14 protein-coding genes are annotated in these 13,071 nt (G+C 60.7%); 10 read left to right on the top strand and 4 right to left on the bottom strand.

From position 1 onward, the window contains the following. The 8 genes from cydB to DFR38_RS17965 all read left to right on the top strand — a co-directional run. Window positions 1–720, top strand: a 720-nt coding sequence (gene cydB / locus DFR38_RS18000; protein WP_110313717.1) for a cytochrome d ubiquinol oxidase subunit II, incomplete at its 5' end; no start/stop codon positions are given. Between the two features lie 17 nt (window positions 721–737). Further along, window positions 738–833, top strand: a complete 96-nt coding sequence (cydX, locus tag DFR38_RS17995) for a cytochrome bd-I oxidase subunit CydX (RefSeq protein ID WP_082693332.1) — start codon at window positions 738–740, stop codon at window positions 831–833. A gap of 132 nt (window positions 834–965) precedes the next feature. Beyond that, window positions 966–1,550 (top strand): response regulator transcription factor, encoded by a 585-nt coding sequence (locus DFR38_RS17990; RefSeq protein ID WP_082693373.1) that lies wholly within the window; start codon window positions 966–968, stop codon window positions 1,548–1,550. An 88-nt stretch (window positions 1,551–1,638) separates the two neighbouring features. Then, complete coding sequence (locus tag DFR38_RS17985; protein WP_204377446.1) at window positions 1,639–2,145, top strand: RNA polymerase sigma factor; 507 nt, start codon at window positions 1,639–1,641, stop codon at window positions 2,143–2,145. Next, window positions 2,142–3,041: a FecR family protein gene (locus tag DFR38_RS17980; RefSeq protein ID WP_110313716.1), complete on the top strand. Its 900-nt coding sequence runs from the start codon at window positions 2,142–2,144 to the stop codon at window positions 3,039–3,041. The genes DFR38_RS17985 and DFR38_RS17980 overlap by 4 nt, the downstream gene beginning before the upstream one ends. 82 nt (window positions 3,042–3,123) lie before the next feature. After that, window positions 3,124–5,493: a TonB-dependent siderophore receptor gene (locus DFR38_RS17975; protein ID WP_059285587.1), complete on the top strand. Its 2,370-nt coding sequence runs from the start codon at window positions 3,124–3,126 to the stop codon at window positions 5,491–5,493. A gap of 162 nt (window positions 5,494–5,655) precedes the next feature. Beyond that, window positions 5,656–6,570: an MbnP family copper-binding protein gene (locus DFR38_RS17970; RefSeq protein WP_059285586.1), complete on the top strand. Its 915-nt coding sequence runs from the start codon at window positions 5,656–5,658 to the stop codon at window positions 6,568–6,570. An 8-nt stretch (window positions 6,571–6,578) separates the two neighbouring features. After that, a complete protein-coding gene (locus DFR38_RS17965) occupies window positions 6,579–7,724 on the top strand; it encodes a methanobactin export MATE transporter MbnM (RefSeq protein WP_244909915.1) in 1,146 nt (381 codons plus the stop codon). A 441-nt stretch (window positions 7,725–8,165) separates the two neighbouring features. On the opposite strand, the gene DFR38_RS17960 is transcribed toward DFR38_RS17965, so the two are convergent. Beyond that, window positions 8,166–8,660 carry a hypothetical protein gene (locus tag DFR38_RS17960; RefSeq protein ID WP_204377445.1) on the bottom strand — a complete coding sequence of 165 codons (495 nt, stop codon included), beginning with the start codon at window positions 8,658–8,660 and terminating at the stop codon, window positions 8,166–8,168. On the opposite strand from DFR38_RS17960, the gene DFR38_RS17955 reads away from it, so the two are divergent. Beyond that, window positions 8,659–9,423 carry an AraC family transcriptional regulator gene (locus DFR38_RS17955; RefSeq protein ID WP_110313715.1) on the top strand — a complete coding sequence of 255 codons (765 nt, stop codon included), beginning with the start codon at window positions 8,659–8,661 and terminating at the stop codon, window positions 9,421–9,423. The two genes, DFR38_RS17960 and DFR38_RS17955, sit on opposite strands and share 2 nt — an antisense overlap. A 262-nt stretch (window positions 9,424–9,685) precedes the next feature. Here DFR38_RS17955 and DFR38_RS17950 read toward each other — a convergent pair whose 3' ends face one another. The 3 genes from DFR38_RS17950 to DFR38_RS17940 form a co-directional block, all read right to left on the bottom strand. After that, window positions 9,686–10,192, bottom strand: a complete 507-nt coding sequence (locus tag DFR38_RS17950) for a VOC family protein (RefSeq protein ID WP_059285584.1) — start codon at window positions 10,190–10,192, stop codon at window positions 9,686–9,688. A 24-nt stretch (window positions 10,193–10,216) separates the two neighbouring features. Further along, window positions 10,217–10,561 carry a DUF3088 domain-containing protein gene (locus DFR38_RS17945; RefSeq protein ID WP_059285583.1) on the bottom strand — a complete coding sequence of 115 codons (345 nt, stop codon included), beginning with the start codon at window positions 10,559–10,561 and terminating at the stop codon, window positions 10,217–10,219. Window positions 10,562–10,627: 66 nt separating this feature from the next. Beyond that, window positions 10,628–11,737, bottom strand: coding sequence for a porin (locus DFR38_RS17940; protein ID WP_082693370.1), 1,110 nt, complete (start codon window positions 11,735–11,737; stop codon window positions 10,628–10,630). Between the two features lie 318 nt (window positions 11,738–12,055). Between DFR38_RS17940 and DFR38_RS17935 the strand changes: the two genes are divergently transcribed. After that, entirely contained in the window at window positions 12,056–13,057 is a 1,002-nt protein-coding gene (locus DFR38_RS17935; RefSeq protein ID WP_059285581.1) for an LLM class flavin-dependent oxidoreductase, read from the top strand. Window positions 13,058–13,071 lie beyond the last annotated feature (14 nt).

The raw sequence follows: 13,071 nt of genomic DNA, 5'->3' as shown, positions 1-13,071 counted from the left end.
AACCTGCTGCAAGGCGTGCCTTTCCATTTCGACGACACCCTGCGCGTGTTCTACGAAGGCAGCTTCTGGGCCTTGCTCAACCCGTTTGCCCTGCTATGCGGTCTGGTATCGGCCAGCATGATCCTGCTGCAAGGGGCCACCTACCTGATGCTGCGCACCGAAGGAAAAATGGCACAACGCGCACGCCGCGCCGCCATGCTGTTTGGCGTGCTGACCATTGTGCTGTTTGTGCTGGGTGGGCTGTGGGTGGGCCAGCTGGATGGCTATGTGATTACCGCGGGTGGTGAAGCCGCCGCGCAATCCAATCCGCTGGCCAAAACCGTGGTGCGTGCCGCCGGGGCCTGGCTGGGCAACTACCAGCGCTATCCGCTGACCATGGTGCTGCCGCTGCTGGGTATTGTCAGTGCTGCGGCTGCCGTGTCGCTGGCCGCGGTGCGCAAGGCTGGGCTGGCCTTTATCGCTTCCAGTCTGGTACAGGCCGGGGTGATTGGTACTGCCGGTGTCAGCCTGTTCCCCTTCCTGCTGCCGTCCAGCTCGGACCCGCGTTCCAGCCTGACCGCCTGGGATGCCACCTCCAGCCAGATGACGCTGAACACCATGTTCTGGGCCGCGCTGATTTTCACGCCCATCGTGCTGAGCTACACCACCTGGTGCTACCGCGTGATGCGCGGCAAGGTGACCGAGCAGCACATCCGTGCCAACAGCAAGAGTGTTTACTGAAGCGAAAGGACAAAATCATGTGGTATTTCGCCTGGATGTTGGGGCTGCCCTTGGCCGTGGCCATGGGGGTGATCAATGCGGTGATCGAGGAAAACCTGCATCACGATGATTGATTCACAGTAAGTGTTGTACAGGGCGACGCAGCATGTGCTGCGTCGCTTTTGTGCTGTATGCATGCCAGGTGGTATGCCAGATGGCTTGCCATCCGATGGGCGTGAAGGAATGAATGATGGGGAGGAATTGTCATGACGGTTTTGTTGGTTGATGACGATGTCGATTTTTGCCAGGTGCTGGCGCGCTCCCTGCGACGGCACCAGATTGATGTGCTGCTGGCACACAATGGCCGCGATGCCTTGTGCCATGCTGCCGACAGCTGTGAACGCATCATCCTGGATTTGAATCTGGGGGGTGAAAACGGGCTGAAGCTGCTGCCGGATCTCAAGGCACATTATTCCCGCAGCCAGATCCTGGTGCTGACGGGTTATGCCAGCATTGCCACCGCAGTGGAGTCGGTCAAGCTGGGGGCCATGCAGTATCTGTCCAAGCCGGCCTCGGTGGACGACATTCTGGCGGCCTTCAGCCAGAGGGAGCCGGATCCCGACTTGCCGATTGCCGATCGGCCGGTATCGGTCAGGCGGCTGGGCTGGGAGCATGTGCAGCGCATCCTGCTGGAGCACAATGGCAATGTTTCGGCCACTGCCCGCGCACTGGGCATGCACCGTCGCACCTTGCAGCGCATGCTGGCCAAGCATCCGCCCCCGGTGGCGCAGGCTTTGTCTGGTCGAGGTGCTCCGCCACGGCCTGGCGAGGCAGAGGATGGCGTTGAGTAGCCAAACAGTCGGCCTGTGACAATTTGCCACATGGTGGCGCCGCTGGCCGCCATCTATGATGTCGGGATTTGCCAGCCTGGCTGCTGCCATGCCTATTGCTGCCGACATCACCTCTTTGTATCTGAACCATATTGTGGAACTGCGCCGCTACCTGAGTGGCAAGGTAGACAGTACCGCCCTGGCCGACGATCTGGCCCATGAAACCTTTGTCCGTGTCCTGGCAACGGACAAAGCGCTGGACGGTGTGCGTCAGCCGCGCGCCTTGCTGTTCTGCATTGCCCGCAATCTGCTGATCGACCACTACCGGGGCAAGGCGGCCCATGCCGGGGTAATGGTGCCGCTGGAGTCGTGTCAGCAACAACCATCCGCCGCCCCCTCTCCCGAACGCATCGTGCTGGCCCGCCAGCAGCTGTCCCAGCTGCGCCACGCGATAGACAGCCTGCCGCCACGCTGTCGTCAGGCCTTTGTCCGTTTCCGTTTTGATGGCATTCCGCAAAAAGCACTGGCGGTCGAGTTGGGCATCACCCTCAATGCCGTGGAGAAACTGTTGATCCGCGCCATGCTGGCCTTGCGCCAGCAAGTGGAGTGGGCATGAGCCATGAGGCCGATGCCGCTGTCCGGCAACTGCGGGAAGAAGCAGCCCGCTGGTTGCTACGCCAGCAAGAGGGGCTGACCCCCCGGCAGCAGGCGGAATTCCAGCGCTGGCATGATGCCGCCGCAGAACACCGCCAGGAATACGCCGCCCAGTGCCGCCTGTGGGGTGCCATGGACCAGCTGGCCAAAGCACCCGCGCGCCGACGCGGCCGGGCTGCCAGCCTGGGCTGCCTGTTGCTGGCGGCGCTCGGCGGCTGGACCTTGTTGCACTTGCCGGTGCACTCGGTGCTGCTCACCGCCTACGGACAAGGCAGCAGCCAATACCTGGCCGATGGCAGCAAGCTGACGCTGGGTGGGCATAGCCGGGTACGGGTGGATTATCGCTGGGGCGAGCGGCAGTTGGTGGTGGAGCAGGGTATGGCCAGCATCCGGGTGGCACCCAATCCGCGCCCGCTGAAAGTGCTGGCCGGGGCAGGCGAGTTACGCGATATCGGCACCGAGTTTGCTGTGATGCACAGCGGGGATCAGGTAGCGGTGCATGTACAGCAAGGGCTGGTGGAGCTGCGCCTTGCTGGCCAGGTGCTGCAACTGGCTGCCGGACAGCAAGCCCGTTATCAGGGCCAGCATCTGACAGGGCCCTTATCCGCCGGCAGCTTTGACTGGCAGGGGGGAATCTGGACCTTCAACCATCTGCCGCTGGGGGATTTGCTGCTGGCGGTGAATGGCCAGTCGGCCCAGGTTTGGCGACTGGCGGACCCGTCACTGGCCAGTCTCTTGTTGAGCGGCAGCGTACAGCGCGATGACCGTGACACCTTGCTGAGCATGCTCACCAGCATGCTGCGCTTGCAGGCGCAGCAGCAGCCGGATGGCACTGTCTTGTTGAGCAGAAAAAAATAAATGCTGAACCATGTCAGGTTGTTGACCCTTGTTTCGTCTTCCTTCTTGTCCGTGATGAACACTCAAAAGCAAAGAAACGAAGATGAAACAACGCTATCCATCCATGGGACTGGCCCTGCTGGTTTCCGCCCTGTTTTCCAACGCTGCACTGGCACAGGATGTGACCGTAAATATTGCGCCGCAAAGCCTGGCATCCGCTCTCACTGGCCTGGCCGGGCAAACCGGCCTGCAACTGCTGTTTGCCAGCCAGGAGCTGGATGGTCAGCACAGCGCCGGGCTCAACGGCACCATGTCCGCCGAGCAGGCGCTGGCCCGTCTGCTGCAAGACAGTGGCTTGCAAGCCCGGAAAACCGCGGCCGGCAGCTATATCATTGTCAAGGCAGCCAATCCCGCTAATGCGCAGCTGATGCCGGAAGTGCTGGTGACCGCCAGCGCACTGGACAGCTACAAGGCTGACAAGGCTGCCATTTTTGGCAAGAAACCGGTCAGCCTGCGCGAGATTGCCAACTCGGTATCGGTGGTGGGCAAGCAGCAAATGGAAGACCAGCACATGACCACGGTGGCCGATGCCATGCAGCAGGCCACCGGTGTCACGGTCATTGCCAACGACACCCTGAGCAACCAGTACCTGATTCGCGGTTATAACTCGGTGGGCGTGATGTATGACGGGGTGACGTCGTATAACGGCCTGTCGCCCTCGCACCAGTTTGACTTGCCCTTGTATGAAAGCATCGAGGTGCTGCGTGGCCCCGCCGGACTACTGCGCGGGGTGGGCGAGCCGGGGGGTATTGTCAATCTGGTAAAGAAAAAGCCGCAAAAAGACTTTGCCGCCAGTTGGGAAGCCAGTACCGGCTCCTGGAGCAATAACCGTCTGGTGGGGGATGTCACCGGTGCCATGAATGAAAGCGGCACGGTGCAAGGCCGGCTGATTGCCAGCAGCGAAGACCGCAACTATTTTTACGACCACACCCACAGCAACAAGTGGTTGCTGTCCGGCATGCTGCGTTTTGAACTGAGTCCGCAAACCACCTTTGACATCAGCTATACCGGGCAGAACCAGACGGTGAAAGACCCGTGGTCCGGCTTGCCCACTTACACCACCACCGACAGCAGCGGTCACTACCAGTTGCTGAAGGTATCGCCCTCTACCTTCAATGCCCCGGACTGGGGGCGCACCAGTTACAACACGCAGGAACTGTCGGCCGCGCTGGAGCACAAGTTCGGCAATGAATGGGCCGCCAGGCTGAACGTGAACCACCGCGTGCAGGAGCTGTACTACAAATATGCCTATACCTCGTCCGGCCTGAACCCGCTGACCAATACCATCGACTACAGCACCATGCGCGGTGACTACACCTATACCCGCGACGGCATGGACCTGAGCCTGTCCGGGCCGCTGGAAATGTGGGGTCGCAAGCATGACATGCTGCTGGGCTTCAATGTCGACGAATACAATAGCAAGGGCCGTTCCGGTCGCGGGCCGACTTATTCCGGGGTGGACTACGCCAGCGGTAACAGCCTGGCCGAACCGGTGATCAACTACACCTCGGGCAGCGAAAGCAATACCCGGCAAAGCGGGTTCTACACCCAGGGTCGCCTGCACCTGACTGACGCCACCACCCTGCTGCTGGGTGCGCGCACCACCACCTTCCTGGCCAAGTCGCACAATATTGCCCCGTCCACCTTTACCGACTGGAAAGACGGTGCCAAGGCCAGCAATCGCGTCACGCCTTATGGCGGCCTGCTGTACGACTTCAGTCAGCAAGTGACCCTGTATGCCAGCTACGCCAATATCTTTGTGCCGCAAACCCAGCAAAAGGCCGATGGCTCCACGCTGGACCCGCGGGTCGGTCGTCAGTATGAAGTAGGGGCCAAGGGGGAGTTTCTGGATTCCAGACTGGGTGCGACCCTGGCCTTCTTCAACATCCGTGACAAGAACCGTGCCTATGCCGACCCGGCCTATCCCAGCTCCAACTACTACCTGAATGCCGGTGAAATCGAATCGCAAGGGGTGGAACTGGAAGTACAGGGCAAGGTGAACAGCCGCTTTGACGTGACGGCCGGCTACACCTACATGACCACCACCTATCTGTCCGACCCCAGCAATCAGGGCAAGACCTACTCGATCCAGACCCCGCGCAACCAGTTCAAGCTGTGGAGCAACTACAGCTTTGATGATACCGGCTGGCTCAAGGGCTACTCGCTGGGGGGCGGCCTGATTGCCCAGAGCCGTGCGCAAAGTTCGCGCGGCTGGTCGGACGAGGTGGTGAACAGCGGCTATGTGGTGGCCAATGCCCGTATCGGCTATCAGTTCAACAAGAACTACAGCCTGGCGCTGAATATCAATAATCTGTTTGATACCCGCTACTACGCCTCGGTGGGCACGCCCAATATCTACAACTTCTATGGCGAACCGCGCAATGTCATGCTGACCCTGCGCGGCAAGTACTAAAAGCCGCTAACAAAACCTCGTAGAGCACCCGAGTCAAGGTGCGCCGACGCAGACTGTACAATGAGTACGGCAAGTCGGCGCAACGCAGAATCGGGGGTTTTGTTAGCGGGTCTAAGCCAGCCCGCAAGCCGGGGGCCTTGGCCCCTGGCAGGAGCCCTTGTCATGTTGCAGCGTTTATTTCATACCGGCCTGCTGACTGTCTGCTTGCTGTCCGTCCCAAGGCTGGCCGCCGGGCAGGAAGTCGCCCTGCGCTTTGCCCTGCAAGCTGGCGAACAGCCCTTCAGTTGCGCCAGCCCGGCGCTGCCGCTGGGACAGCCCGCCGTGCTCACCCGACTGAAAGATGCCAAGTTCTATCTGTCGGATATCCGCCTGCTGCGCGAGGACGGCCAGCCGCAGGCGGTACAGCTGCATGGGGATGCCTGGCAGTCGCGCGATGTTGCCTTGCTGGACTTTGTCCCCGGTGGTGGCAGCTGCCACGCCGGTTCTGCCGGGCCGGTGCATGACACCGTGCAAGGGGAAGTGCCCGCCGCTCACTACCGTGGCCTGCTCTTCACCATCGGGGTGCCGCTGCAAGGGCGGGATGAAGAGGGGCGGCCAGTCAGCCTCAATCATGGCAATTTCGAGCTGGCCGCTGCGCCACTGGATCGCGCCAGCATGGCCTGGAGCTGGCAGGTGGGGCGCAAATTCATCAAGCTGGAACTGCTGCCGGAAGGCGGGGTGGCACGCAGCAATGGCCGCGCGGCGGTGTGGACGCTGCATCTGGGCTCCACCGGCTGTAGCGGCAATCCGGCCCAGGCCGGTGCCGTACATTGCCTCAGCCCCAACCGGGTGGCGGTGATGCTGCAGGATTTCGACCCGGCCCAAGACCGGGTGGTGCTGGATATGGCCCGCCTGCTGGCCGACAGCAATCTGGCCGAGGACAAGGGCGGGGCCAGCGGCTGCATGAGCAGCATGGACGACCCGGAATGCAAGCCGCTGTTTGCCCAGCTGCAAATACAGCTGGGGGCCGGAGAGCGACGCGGGCTGCCCCTGCTGCCGCAGACATCGCCAGCCTTTGTCCGGGTACAACAGCCATGAAGCAGTGCTTGAGCGGGTGGCGTGGCATATACCTTGGACTGGCCTGGCTGGGCGTGTTCTGCCTTGCCCCGGCGCAGGCTGCTGAGGGGGTACCCGGCGGCTGGTCGTGGCGCTTGCCTGCCGGTTTTGCTGCCCCGGTGGTACCGGCAGATAACCCGATGAGCCAGGCCAAAGTCGAGCTGGGGCATTATCTGTTCTACGAAAAACGCCTGTCGGGCAATGGCCAGCTGATGTGTGCCAGCTGTCACATCCAGCGGCTGGCATTTACTGATGGCCGGCCGGTATCACGCGGCTCCACGGGTGAATACACCGCGCGCAGCGCGCAGGCGCTGATGAATGTGGCCTGGAATGCCAGCTACACCTGGGCGAACCCGGCACTCACCAGCCTGGAAACCCAGATGAGCGTGCCCTTGTTCGGGGAAAACCCGGTTGAAATGGGGGTGAATGACCGCAACAAGCAACAGGTGTTGCAACGCTTGCAGGCGGATGCCCGCTACCGGCGGCTGTTTCGTCAGGCTTTTGCGCAGGACGCAGCGCCCATCAGCTGGCGCAATATCATCCGCGCCATTGCCAGCTTCGAGCGCAGCATGGTGTCCGGCAATTCCCGTTACGACCGCTACTTGCAAGGTCGCGCGCGACTCACCGCTGCCGAGTTGCGCGGCAAGGCGCTGTTTTTTGGCGAGAAGGCCGAATGTTTCCACTGTCATGGCGGTTTCAATTTCAGTGACCAGACCGTCTCGGTGAAAACCCGGCTGGAAGACATGCTGTTCCATAACACCGGGCTGTACAACCTGGACGGCAAGGGCGCATTTCCCGAGGGCAATCGCGGGGTATACGAGCTGACCGGCCTGGCCGAGGACATGGGCAAATTCCGCGCGCCCAGCTTGCGCAATATCGCTATTACTGCACCCTATATGCATGATGGCAGCCTGAAAGACTTGCCGTCAGTACTGGCCTTCTATGCTGGCGGTGGCCGCAAGATTAGCCAGGGAAGCTATCAGGGCGATGGCCGCTTGAACCCTTACAAAAGCGAGCTGATCGGCAATATCGACCTGAGCCGGCAGGAGCAGCAGGACATCATCGCGTTTCTGGGCACGCTGACTGACCAGCAGTTTTTGCATCAGCGCGCACTGGCTGACCCGTTGCGGCGTTAGTCAGCGATTTTGGACGGACCAGACAGCACAAGAACATGCAATATTGCTGATGGCTGCCTTTCCTTCATTGGCCCGTGACCTCTTGTTGCGCAAGAACCATCTTGTGCGATAAGTGTGGAATTGTGGCTTTGCCTTCGCTGTATTGATCAAGGCGACTTATCTTTATTCGTATCCAGTAAAACAGCTCGCGCTAGCGCTGCCCAGATGAGCTTGGTGGATGAGCTTACGCATTGGCGGCTGGAGATGATTTGCCGCTTGGCCGGGGCTACGTCTTCCGCTGCCAGGCAGGCTACGCCGTTGACATCGGCTTCCGTCGCGATTGGTCACCATATGGGGCGTGCTTGCTGGAAAACCAGCACGCGGTGCTTGTTACACGGCGCTGGATCTGGAAGCAGGGGCGGGGCACGCAAACGGCAAGATTTGCCCCGCATCGACTGCACATTATTTCATGCTGCCCATGTCGCGGTCAGACTCCATGCCTTCGAGCATCAGCGTGGTTTCCTCTATGCGGACGAAACGTCCTTCGACATCGAATTCCGCAAACAGATAAACCTCCTGTACGACCCGAGAACCGTTGCGGTTCGTGACATGGACGCGATGGCGGTCGGCATAATGCTGGCCATCGCGCAGTTCGTCCAGCACCTCGATGCGAGCCGATGCCACGACCTCGCGCAGCTTGCGCGCGTGTTGCACGAAGGCCTGGCGGTCGTCCCAGTGTCCGTTTGTGCGCTGTCGGTAATGGGGGCTGAAATGGTGGTCGAGCACATCCTCCAGGGGGCGCTGCTGTTGGTTGAGGATGTCATCCAGGGCAGTATAAATATCTGTTGGTTGCATGTGGTGTCGCGCCTGATGGTTGATCGAGCCGCCATGGTAGATTTGTTGCATTGCTGTGCGTACGGTATAAATGCCAATCAATACTGTTTTAACGCCATTCATGTTCGATCCCATGATTCCACCAGCCCAGGCGGCGGACGCGAGTGGTCCGCTTCTGCTGGCTGTAGGGCACCACTCCAGTGAGGTGCGGGTGACCTCCCTTCATCATCATGCTCGTGGCCAGTTGCTCGGTGCGGCACAAGGTCTGCTGTCGGTCGATGCGGCAAATACCCGATGGGTTGTGCCTGCAAGCTATGCCATCTGGTTGCCGCCAGATGTTCCACACGGGCTGCGCTCGCATGGGCCTTTCTCGGGGTGGAGTGTTTATGTGGCGGCATCTGCCTGCGCTGAATTGCCTGGCGAGCCATGCGTCCTGGTCGTCTCCAGTCTGCTGCGAGAAGCTGTGGCGCGTGCAAGCACGTGGGGAGCAGATGGACTGGACGGGCCGCAGACACGGCTGGGAGCGGTCATCCTCGACGAGATTCATTTGTCGCCCCACGCGGCGCTCGGCCTGCAAATGCCCCAGGATATCCGCTTGCGCAAGGTTGCCCAGGCCTTGTGCGAGCAGCCGGGTGATGAGCGGCGCTTGGAGGAGTGGGCCGAGTGGGTGGATATCGCGCCTCGCACGCTGACCCGTCGTTTCATTGCCGAGACCGGATTCACCTTCACGGAGTGGCGCCAACGCGTGCGTGTGCTGAAGGCACTGGAGCTGCTGGCGACCGGCAGGTCGGTAAAGGCGACTGCGCTGGACTTGGGGTACGACAATGTCAGCGCGTTTATCGCGATGTTTCGACGTCTTTTGGGTGTGACGCCGGGGCGGTATTGATTGACCGGGTTTCCATCCCGGCCTTATGGCGGGGTACGGAGCCGCTGATCTTCACCCCGCTGCATGGGGTTTCCTGCGTTGTCTTGTGCCCGGGATTTACAGCACTGGCACAACACGGATGTCGGTGTGGCCTGTCCTGGCTTTTGTGGGCAGGCTTGCCGTATAGGGATGGCCATTGCCGTAGCAGTAGTGACTATTGCTACGGCAAAGCAGGGCATTGCTTTCCTGTGCAAGCACGGGAGACAGTTCGCTCCGGTTCAGCTCAGGGCGTGGCGAACCGTGCCAGCTCGCGTTTCCAGTCCAGCTGCGCGGTACGGATGTTGCGGTCCTCGTCGCGGATGGCATCGGCCGGCAGGAACCAGTTGACTTCAAACAACAGGCCGTCCGGGTCGTGGCCGTACACACTCTTGAAGATGCCGTGGTCTTCTTCCAGCCCCAGCTTGCCAAGTGCCTGCAGCTGGTCGCGAATGCGTTTGAGTTCCAGCAGGGTATCCACTTCCCAGGCCAGATGGTAAAGACCGGCCGGTGGCTCGTTGGCCGCTGGGGTTTCGCCACGCGGGCTGAAAACCCCCGCGCGTTGCTGGCCGAGATTGCGGGCGAACAAGGCCAGGTCGTGATGGTTGTCCGACTCCGCCGCCTGGGCAAAGAAGGCTTGTTCCGGCTGCGGGCCGGGGGAGGGGTTAAACCCCAGTACTTGCTGATAGAAGCGCGTGCTGTCGGCCACATCGCTGACATACAGCACCGCGTGGTTCAGGCGTTTGATTCCCATGATGTACTTTCCTGTGACAAGGGTTTACAGGCGGTAGGCACCGTATTGCTGTGCCAGATAATCGGCAATCTGCCGGGCGTCTTGCAGGAAATGCCGCCCGGCGTGCTCTCTGGCTCCGGCCGGTAGCGGGCTGGCCGGGTCCAGGACCAGCACCGGCAGGCTCTGGTTTTCCTCACCCAGCAACTCGACCACCGTCTGGCGCGGCCGTGGAAACGGCAGGCGGCGGATTGCAATGCGCTTGGCCAGTGCCGGTTGCACTGCCAGCAGGCCCTCCAGCAGATTGCTGTGCGGGCAGACAAAACGCTGGTCGGCCGGATGATCGGGACGGGTGAATCCGGGCTCCAGCAAAAACAGGGTGTCGCGGCTCATCGGGTATCTTTCGCGTTAAACATGGTGTGGCAGCCACAACCCCGCCGGGAGGCGGGGCATGTCAGCTTAGAAGGATTTGGCCAGGGCCAGGCTCAGCGCGCTTTCGCTGGCCACGCCATTGCCACCCCAGTTGACGCGGCCATAAGAGGCATAGGCATGCGTTTGCTTGGACAGGTTGTAGATGGTGCCGACCACATACTGGCTGTAGCCGGTCTTGTTGACATTGCTGCCACCGATTTCGACGTCGTAGCCCTTGGTCAGCGAGACATAAGGCAGCCAGGCGCCTACGTTGTAGCCGAAGGTAAGCACCGCTTCGCGGGTTTTCACATCCTGACCGGAGGCGGCGGCGCTCAGGCTCTGGCCGCTGGCCGCCAGACGGGTGTTCAGCACGTTGACGTTGTAAACCACGGGGCTGTCAGCAAACTTGCCACTGGAAACGCCCAGGTAGCCGTTAACGGTCTGGAAGCCCAAGGCCAGGTAGATGGGGTCGCTGATATAGCCTGCTTCCACCCGCCACCAGTCTTTTACCGCGCCGGTCTGGGCCGAGGAGTTCACCTGCTTGGCATCGCCCTTGGTTTCATAGCTGAACTTGGCAAAGTAACCGGCCTGTTCGTAGCTCAGGCCCAGGTTGAATGCCTGGTTGTTGGTGGGCTGGCCATTGCTGTCATTGGCGCGTTTCTCGTCTGCCGCCCAGGTGGTGGTAAAGCTGAAACCGGCCAGGTTGGGGCTGTCATAGCGGATGGCATTGTTCAGGCGGCCGTCCAGACGGGTGGAGTACAGTTGACCACCGACGCCGCTGTAGGAACCCGGATCGATATATTCCATGTCCAGGTTGGCGTAGTCGGACAGGCGGCCCAGGCGCAGCTTGCCGTAGTCAGTTTGCAGGCCGATGAAAGAGTCGCGGCTGGCGAAGGTGTCCGTACCGCTGCCATCCACGTGGATGCGGTTTTCTACTTGCCAGATGGCAGTCAGGCCATTGCCCAGGTTTTCCGAACCCTTGAAACCGATGCGCGAAGTGTTGTCATTCACCTGGGTCGTTTTCAGGCTGCCGGTGGAGGTATAGCTTTGGACGCTGGATAGGTTACCGGCCACTTTGCCGTAAATGGTAACGCCATCGTCGGCATGGGCAAACAAGGGAGAAGCAGCAATAGCCAGGGTGAGCAGTTTTATTTTCATGATGTGTTCACAGGGATACGGTTGGTCGGACAAGCAAGCCGTTGCCAGGGTGGCGGGTTTCGGCTGTTGGCTATTCTTGCGTATTGTTCCCGTTTTATTAATCAATAAAAAATGATTAACAAATCAAACTGCTTTTGCAGGTTTTATTCGTATTGATTTGTTATTGATGGCTTTCTGCTGAATATTGCTAAGTCAATTTTTTATTGGAATTTGCAGGAAAATGAATAAGCTGCGCGGATAAGCATATCAATTTAATTTGATTGATCTTCAAATGGGCTGGGAATAGATTTTGTGGCGTCAATTACACGGTGCACACAAATGTCATACTCGCTGTCCATTCTGGATAAAAGCCCGATTCCGCCGGGTGCCACTGCGGCCGATGCGCTGGCCAATACCGTGGCGCTGGCCAAGCTGGCAGAGCAGTTGGGCTATTACCGTTTCTGGGTGGCCGAACACCACAGCACACCGCTGCTGGCCAGTTCCGCGCCCGAAGTGCTGATCTCCCACATCCTGGCGCATACCAGCCGCATCCGCGTGGGCAGTGGCGGCGTCATGCTGCAGCACTACAGCCCCTACAAAGTGGCGGAAACCTTCAATCTGCTGGCGGCGCTGGCGCCGGGCCGGGTGGATCTGGGCGTAGGCAAGGCCCCCGGCGGCCTGCCATTCAGCACCCGTGCCTTGCAGCACTATCACGATGCCGCGCGCAAACCGGATTTCACCGCCCAGCTGACCGAACTGAATGCCTTCCTTAACGAGGGCCAGCCGGAAGGGCATCCGCTGGCCGGGGCAAAGGCGACACCGCAGCCGCCCATTACCCCGGGGCGCTTCCTGCTGGGTGGCAGCCCGGACAGCGCCCGGCTGGCCGCCCGTCTGGGCTGGGATTTTGCCTACGCCGGCCACTTCAATGGCGACCCCTTGAATATCCAGCAATCCATTGCCGTGTACCGCCAGTGGACCGGCAAGGTACCGGCGCTGGCGCTGTATGCCTTTGTGGCGGAAACCCGCGAACAGGCACAGGCGCTGGTGGGCGAGCTGAAGCTGTTCAAGGTGACGCTGGAAGATGGCCGCAGCGTTAACGTGCCCAGCCGTGAGGCGGCAGAAGAATTTGCCCGCCAGGCTGGCAGCAGCCAGTACCAGCTGGAAGAAAAGCATCCGCACGTGATTGCCGGTACCGCCGGAGATGTGCGCGCCGAGCTGGATTCCCTGCACCAGAGCTACGGCATCCGCGAATTCATCATCGATATCCCCGTGGCCCAGTTTGCGCTGCGCCGCGCCTCCATTGCCCTGCTGGCCGAAGCGCGCGAGCCGCTGGCTGCCTGACCGTACTGATCAAC

The sequence above is a fragment of the Aquitalea magnusonii genome (assembly GCF_003202035.1).
GTDB classification, from domain to species: domain Bacteria; phylum Pseudomonadota; class Gammaproteobacteria; order Burkholderiales; family Chromobacteriaceae; genus Aquitalea; species Aquitalea magnusonii.
This window is presented reverse-complemented; position numbering and strand designations above follow the sequence as displayed.

Excerpts from the sequence above, each read along its gene's own strand:
- DFR38_RS17980 (WP_110313716.1), top strand. The coding sequence starts at position 2,142 with ATGAGCCATGAGGCCGATGCCGCTGTCCGGCAACTGCGGGAAGAAGCA.
- DFR38_RS17935 (WP_059285581.1), top strand. The coding sequence starts at position 12,056 with ATGTCATACTCGCTGTCCATTCTGGATAAAAGCCCGATTCCGCCGGGT.
- DFR38_RS17950 (WP_059285584.1), bottom strand. The coding sequence starts at position 10,192 with ATGGGAATCAAACGCCTGAACCACGCGGTGCTGTATGTCAGCGATGTG.
- DFR38_RS17985 (WP_204377446.1), top strand. The coding sequence starts at position 1,639 with ATGCCTATTGCTGCCGACATCACCTCTTTGTATCTGAACCATATTGTG.
- DFR38_RS17990 (WP_082693373.1), top strand. The coding sequence starts at position 966 with ATGACGGTTTTGTTGGTTGATGACGATGTCGATTTTTGCCAGGTGCTG.
- DFR38_RS17975 (WP_059285587.1), top strand. The coding sequence starts at position 3,124 with ATGAAACAACGCTATCCATCCATGGGACTGGCCCTGCTGGTTTCCGCC.
- DFR38_RS17955 (WP_110313715.1), top strand. The coding sequence starts at position 8,659 with ATGTTCGATCCCATGATTCCACCAGCCCAGGCGGCGGACGCGAGTGGT.
- DFR38_RS17970 (WP_059285586.1), top strand. The coding sequence starts at position 5,656 with ATGTTGCAGCGTTTATTTCATACCGGCCTGCTGACTGTCTGCTTGCTG.
- DFR38_RS17960 (WP_204377445.1), bottom strand. The coding sequence starts at position 8,660 with ATGAATGGCGTTAAAACAGTATTGATTGGCATTTATACCGTACGCACA.
- DFR38_RS17940 (WP_082693370.1), bottom strand. The coding sequence starts at position 11,737 with ATGAAAATAAAACTGCTCACCCTGGCTATTGCTGCTTCTCCCTTGTTT.
- cydX (WP_082693332.1), top strand. The coding sequence starts at position 738 with ATGTGGTATTTCGCCTGGATGTTGGGGCTGCCCTTGGCCGTGGCCATG.
- DFR38_RS17945 (WP_059285583.1), bottom strand. The coding sequence starts at position 10,561 with ATGAGCCGCGACACCCTGTTTTTGCTGGAGCCCGGATTCACCCGTCCC.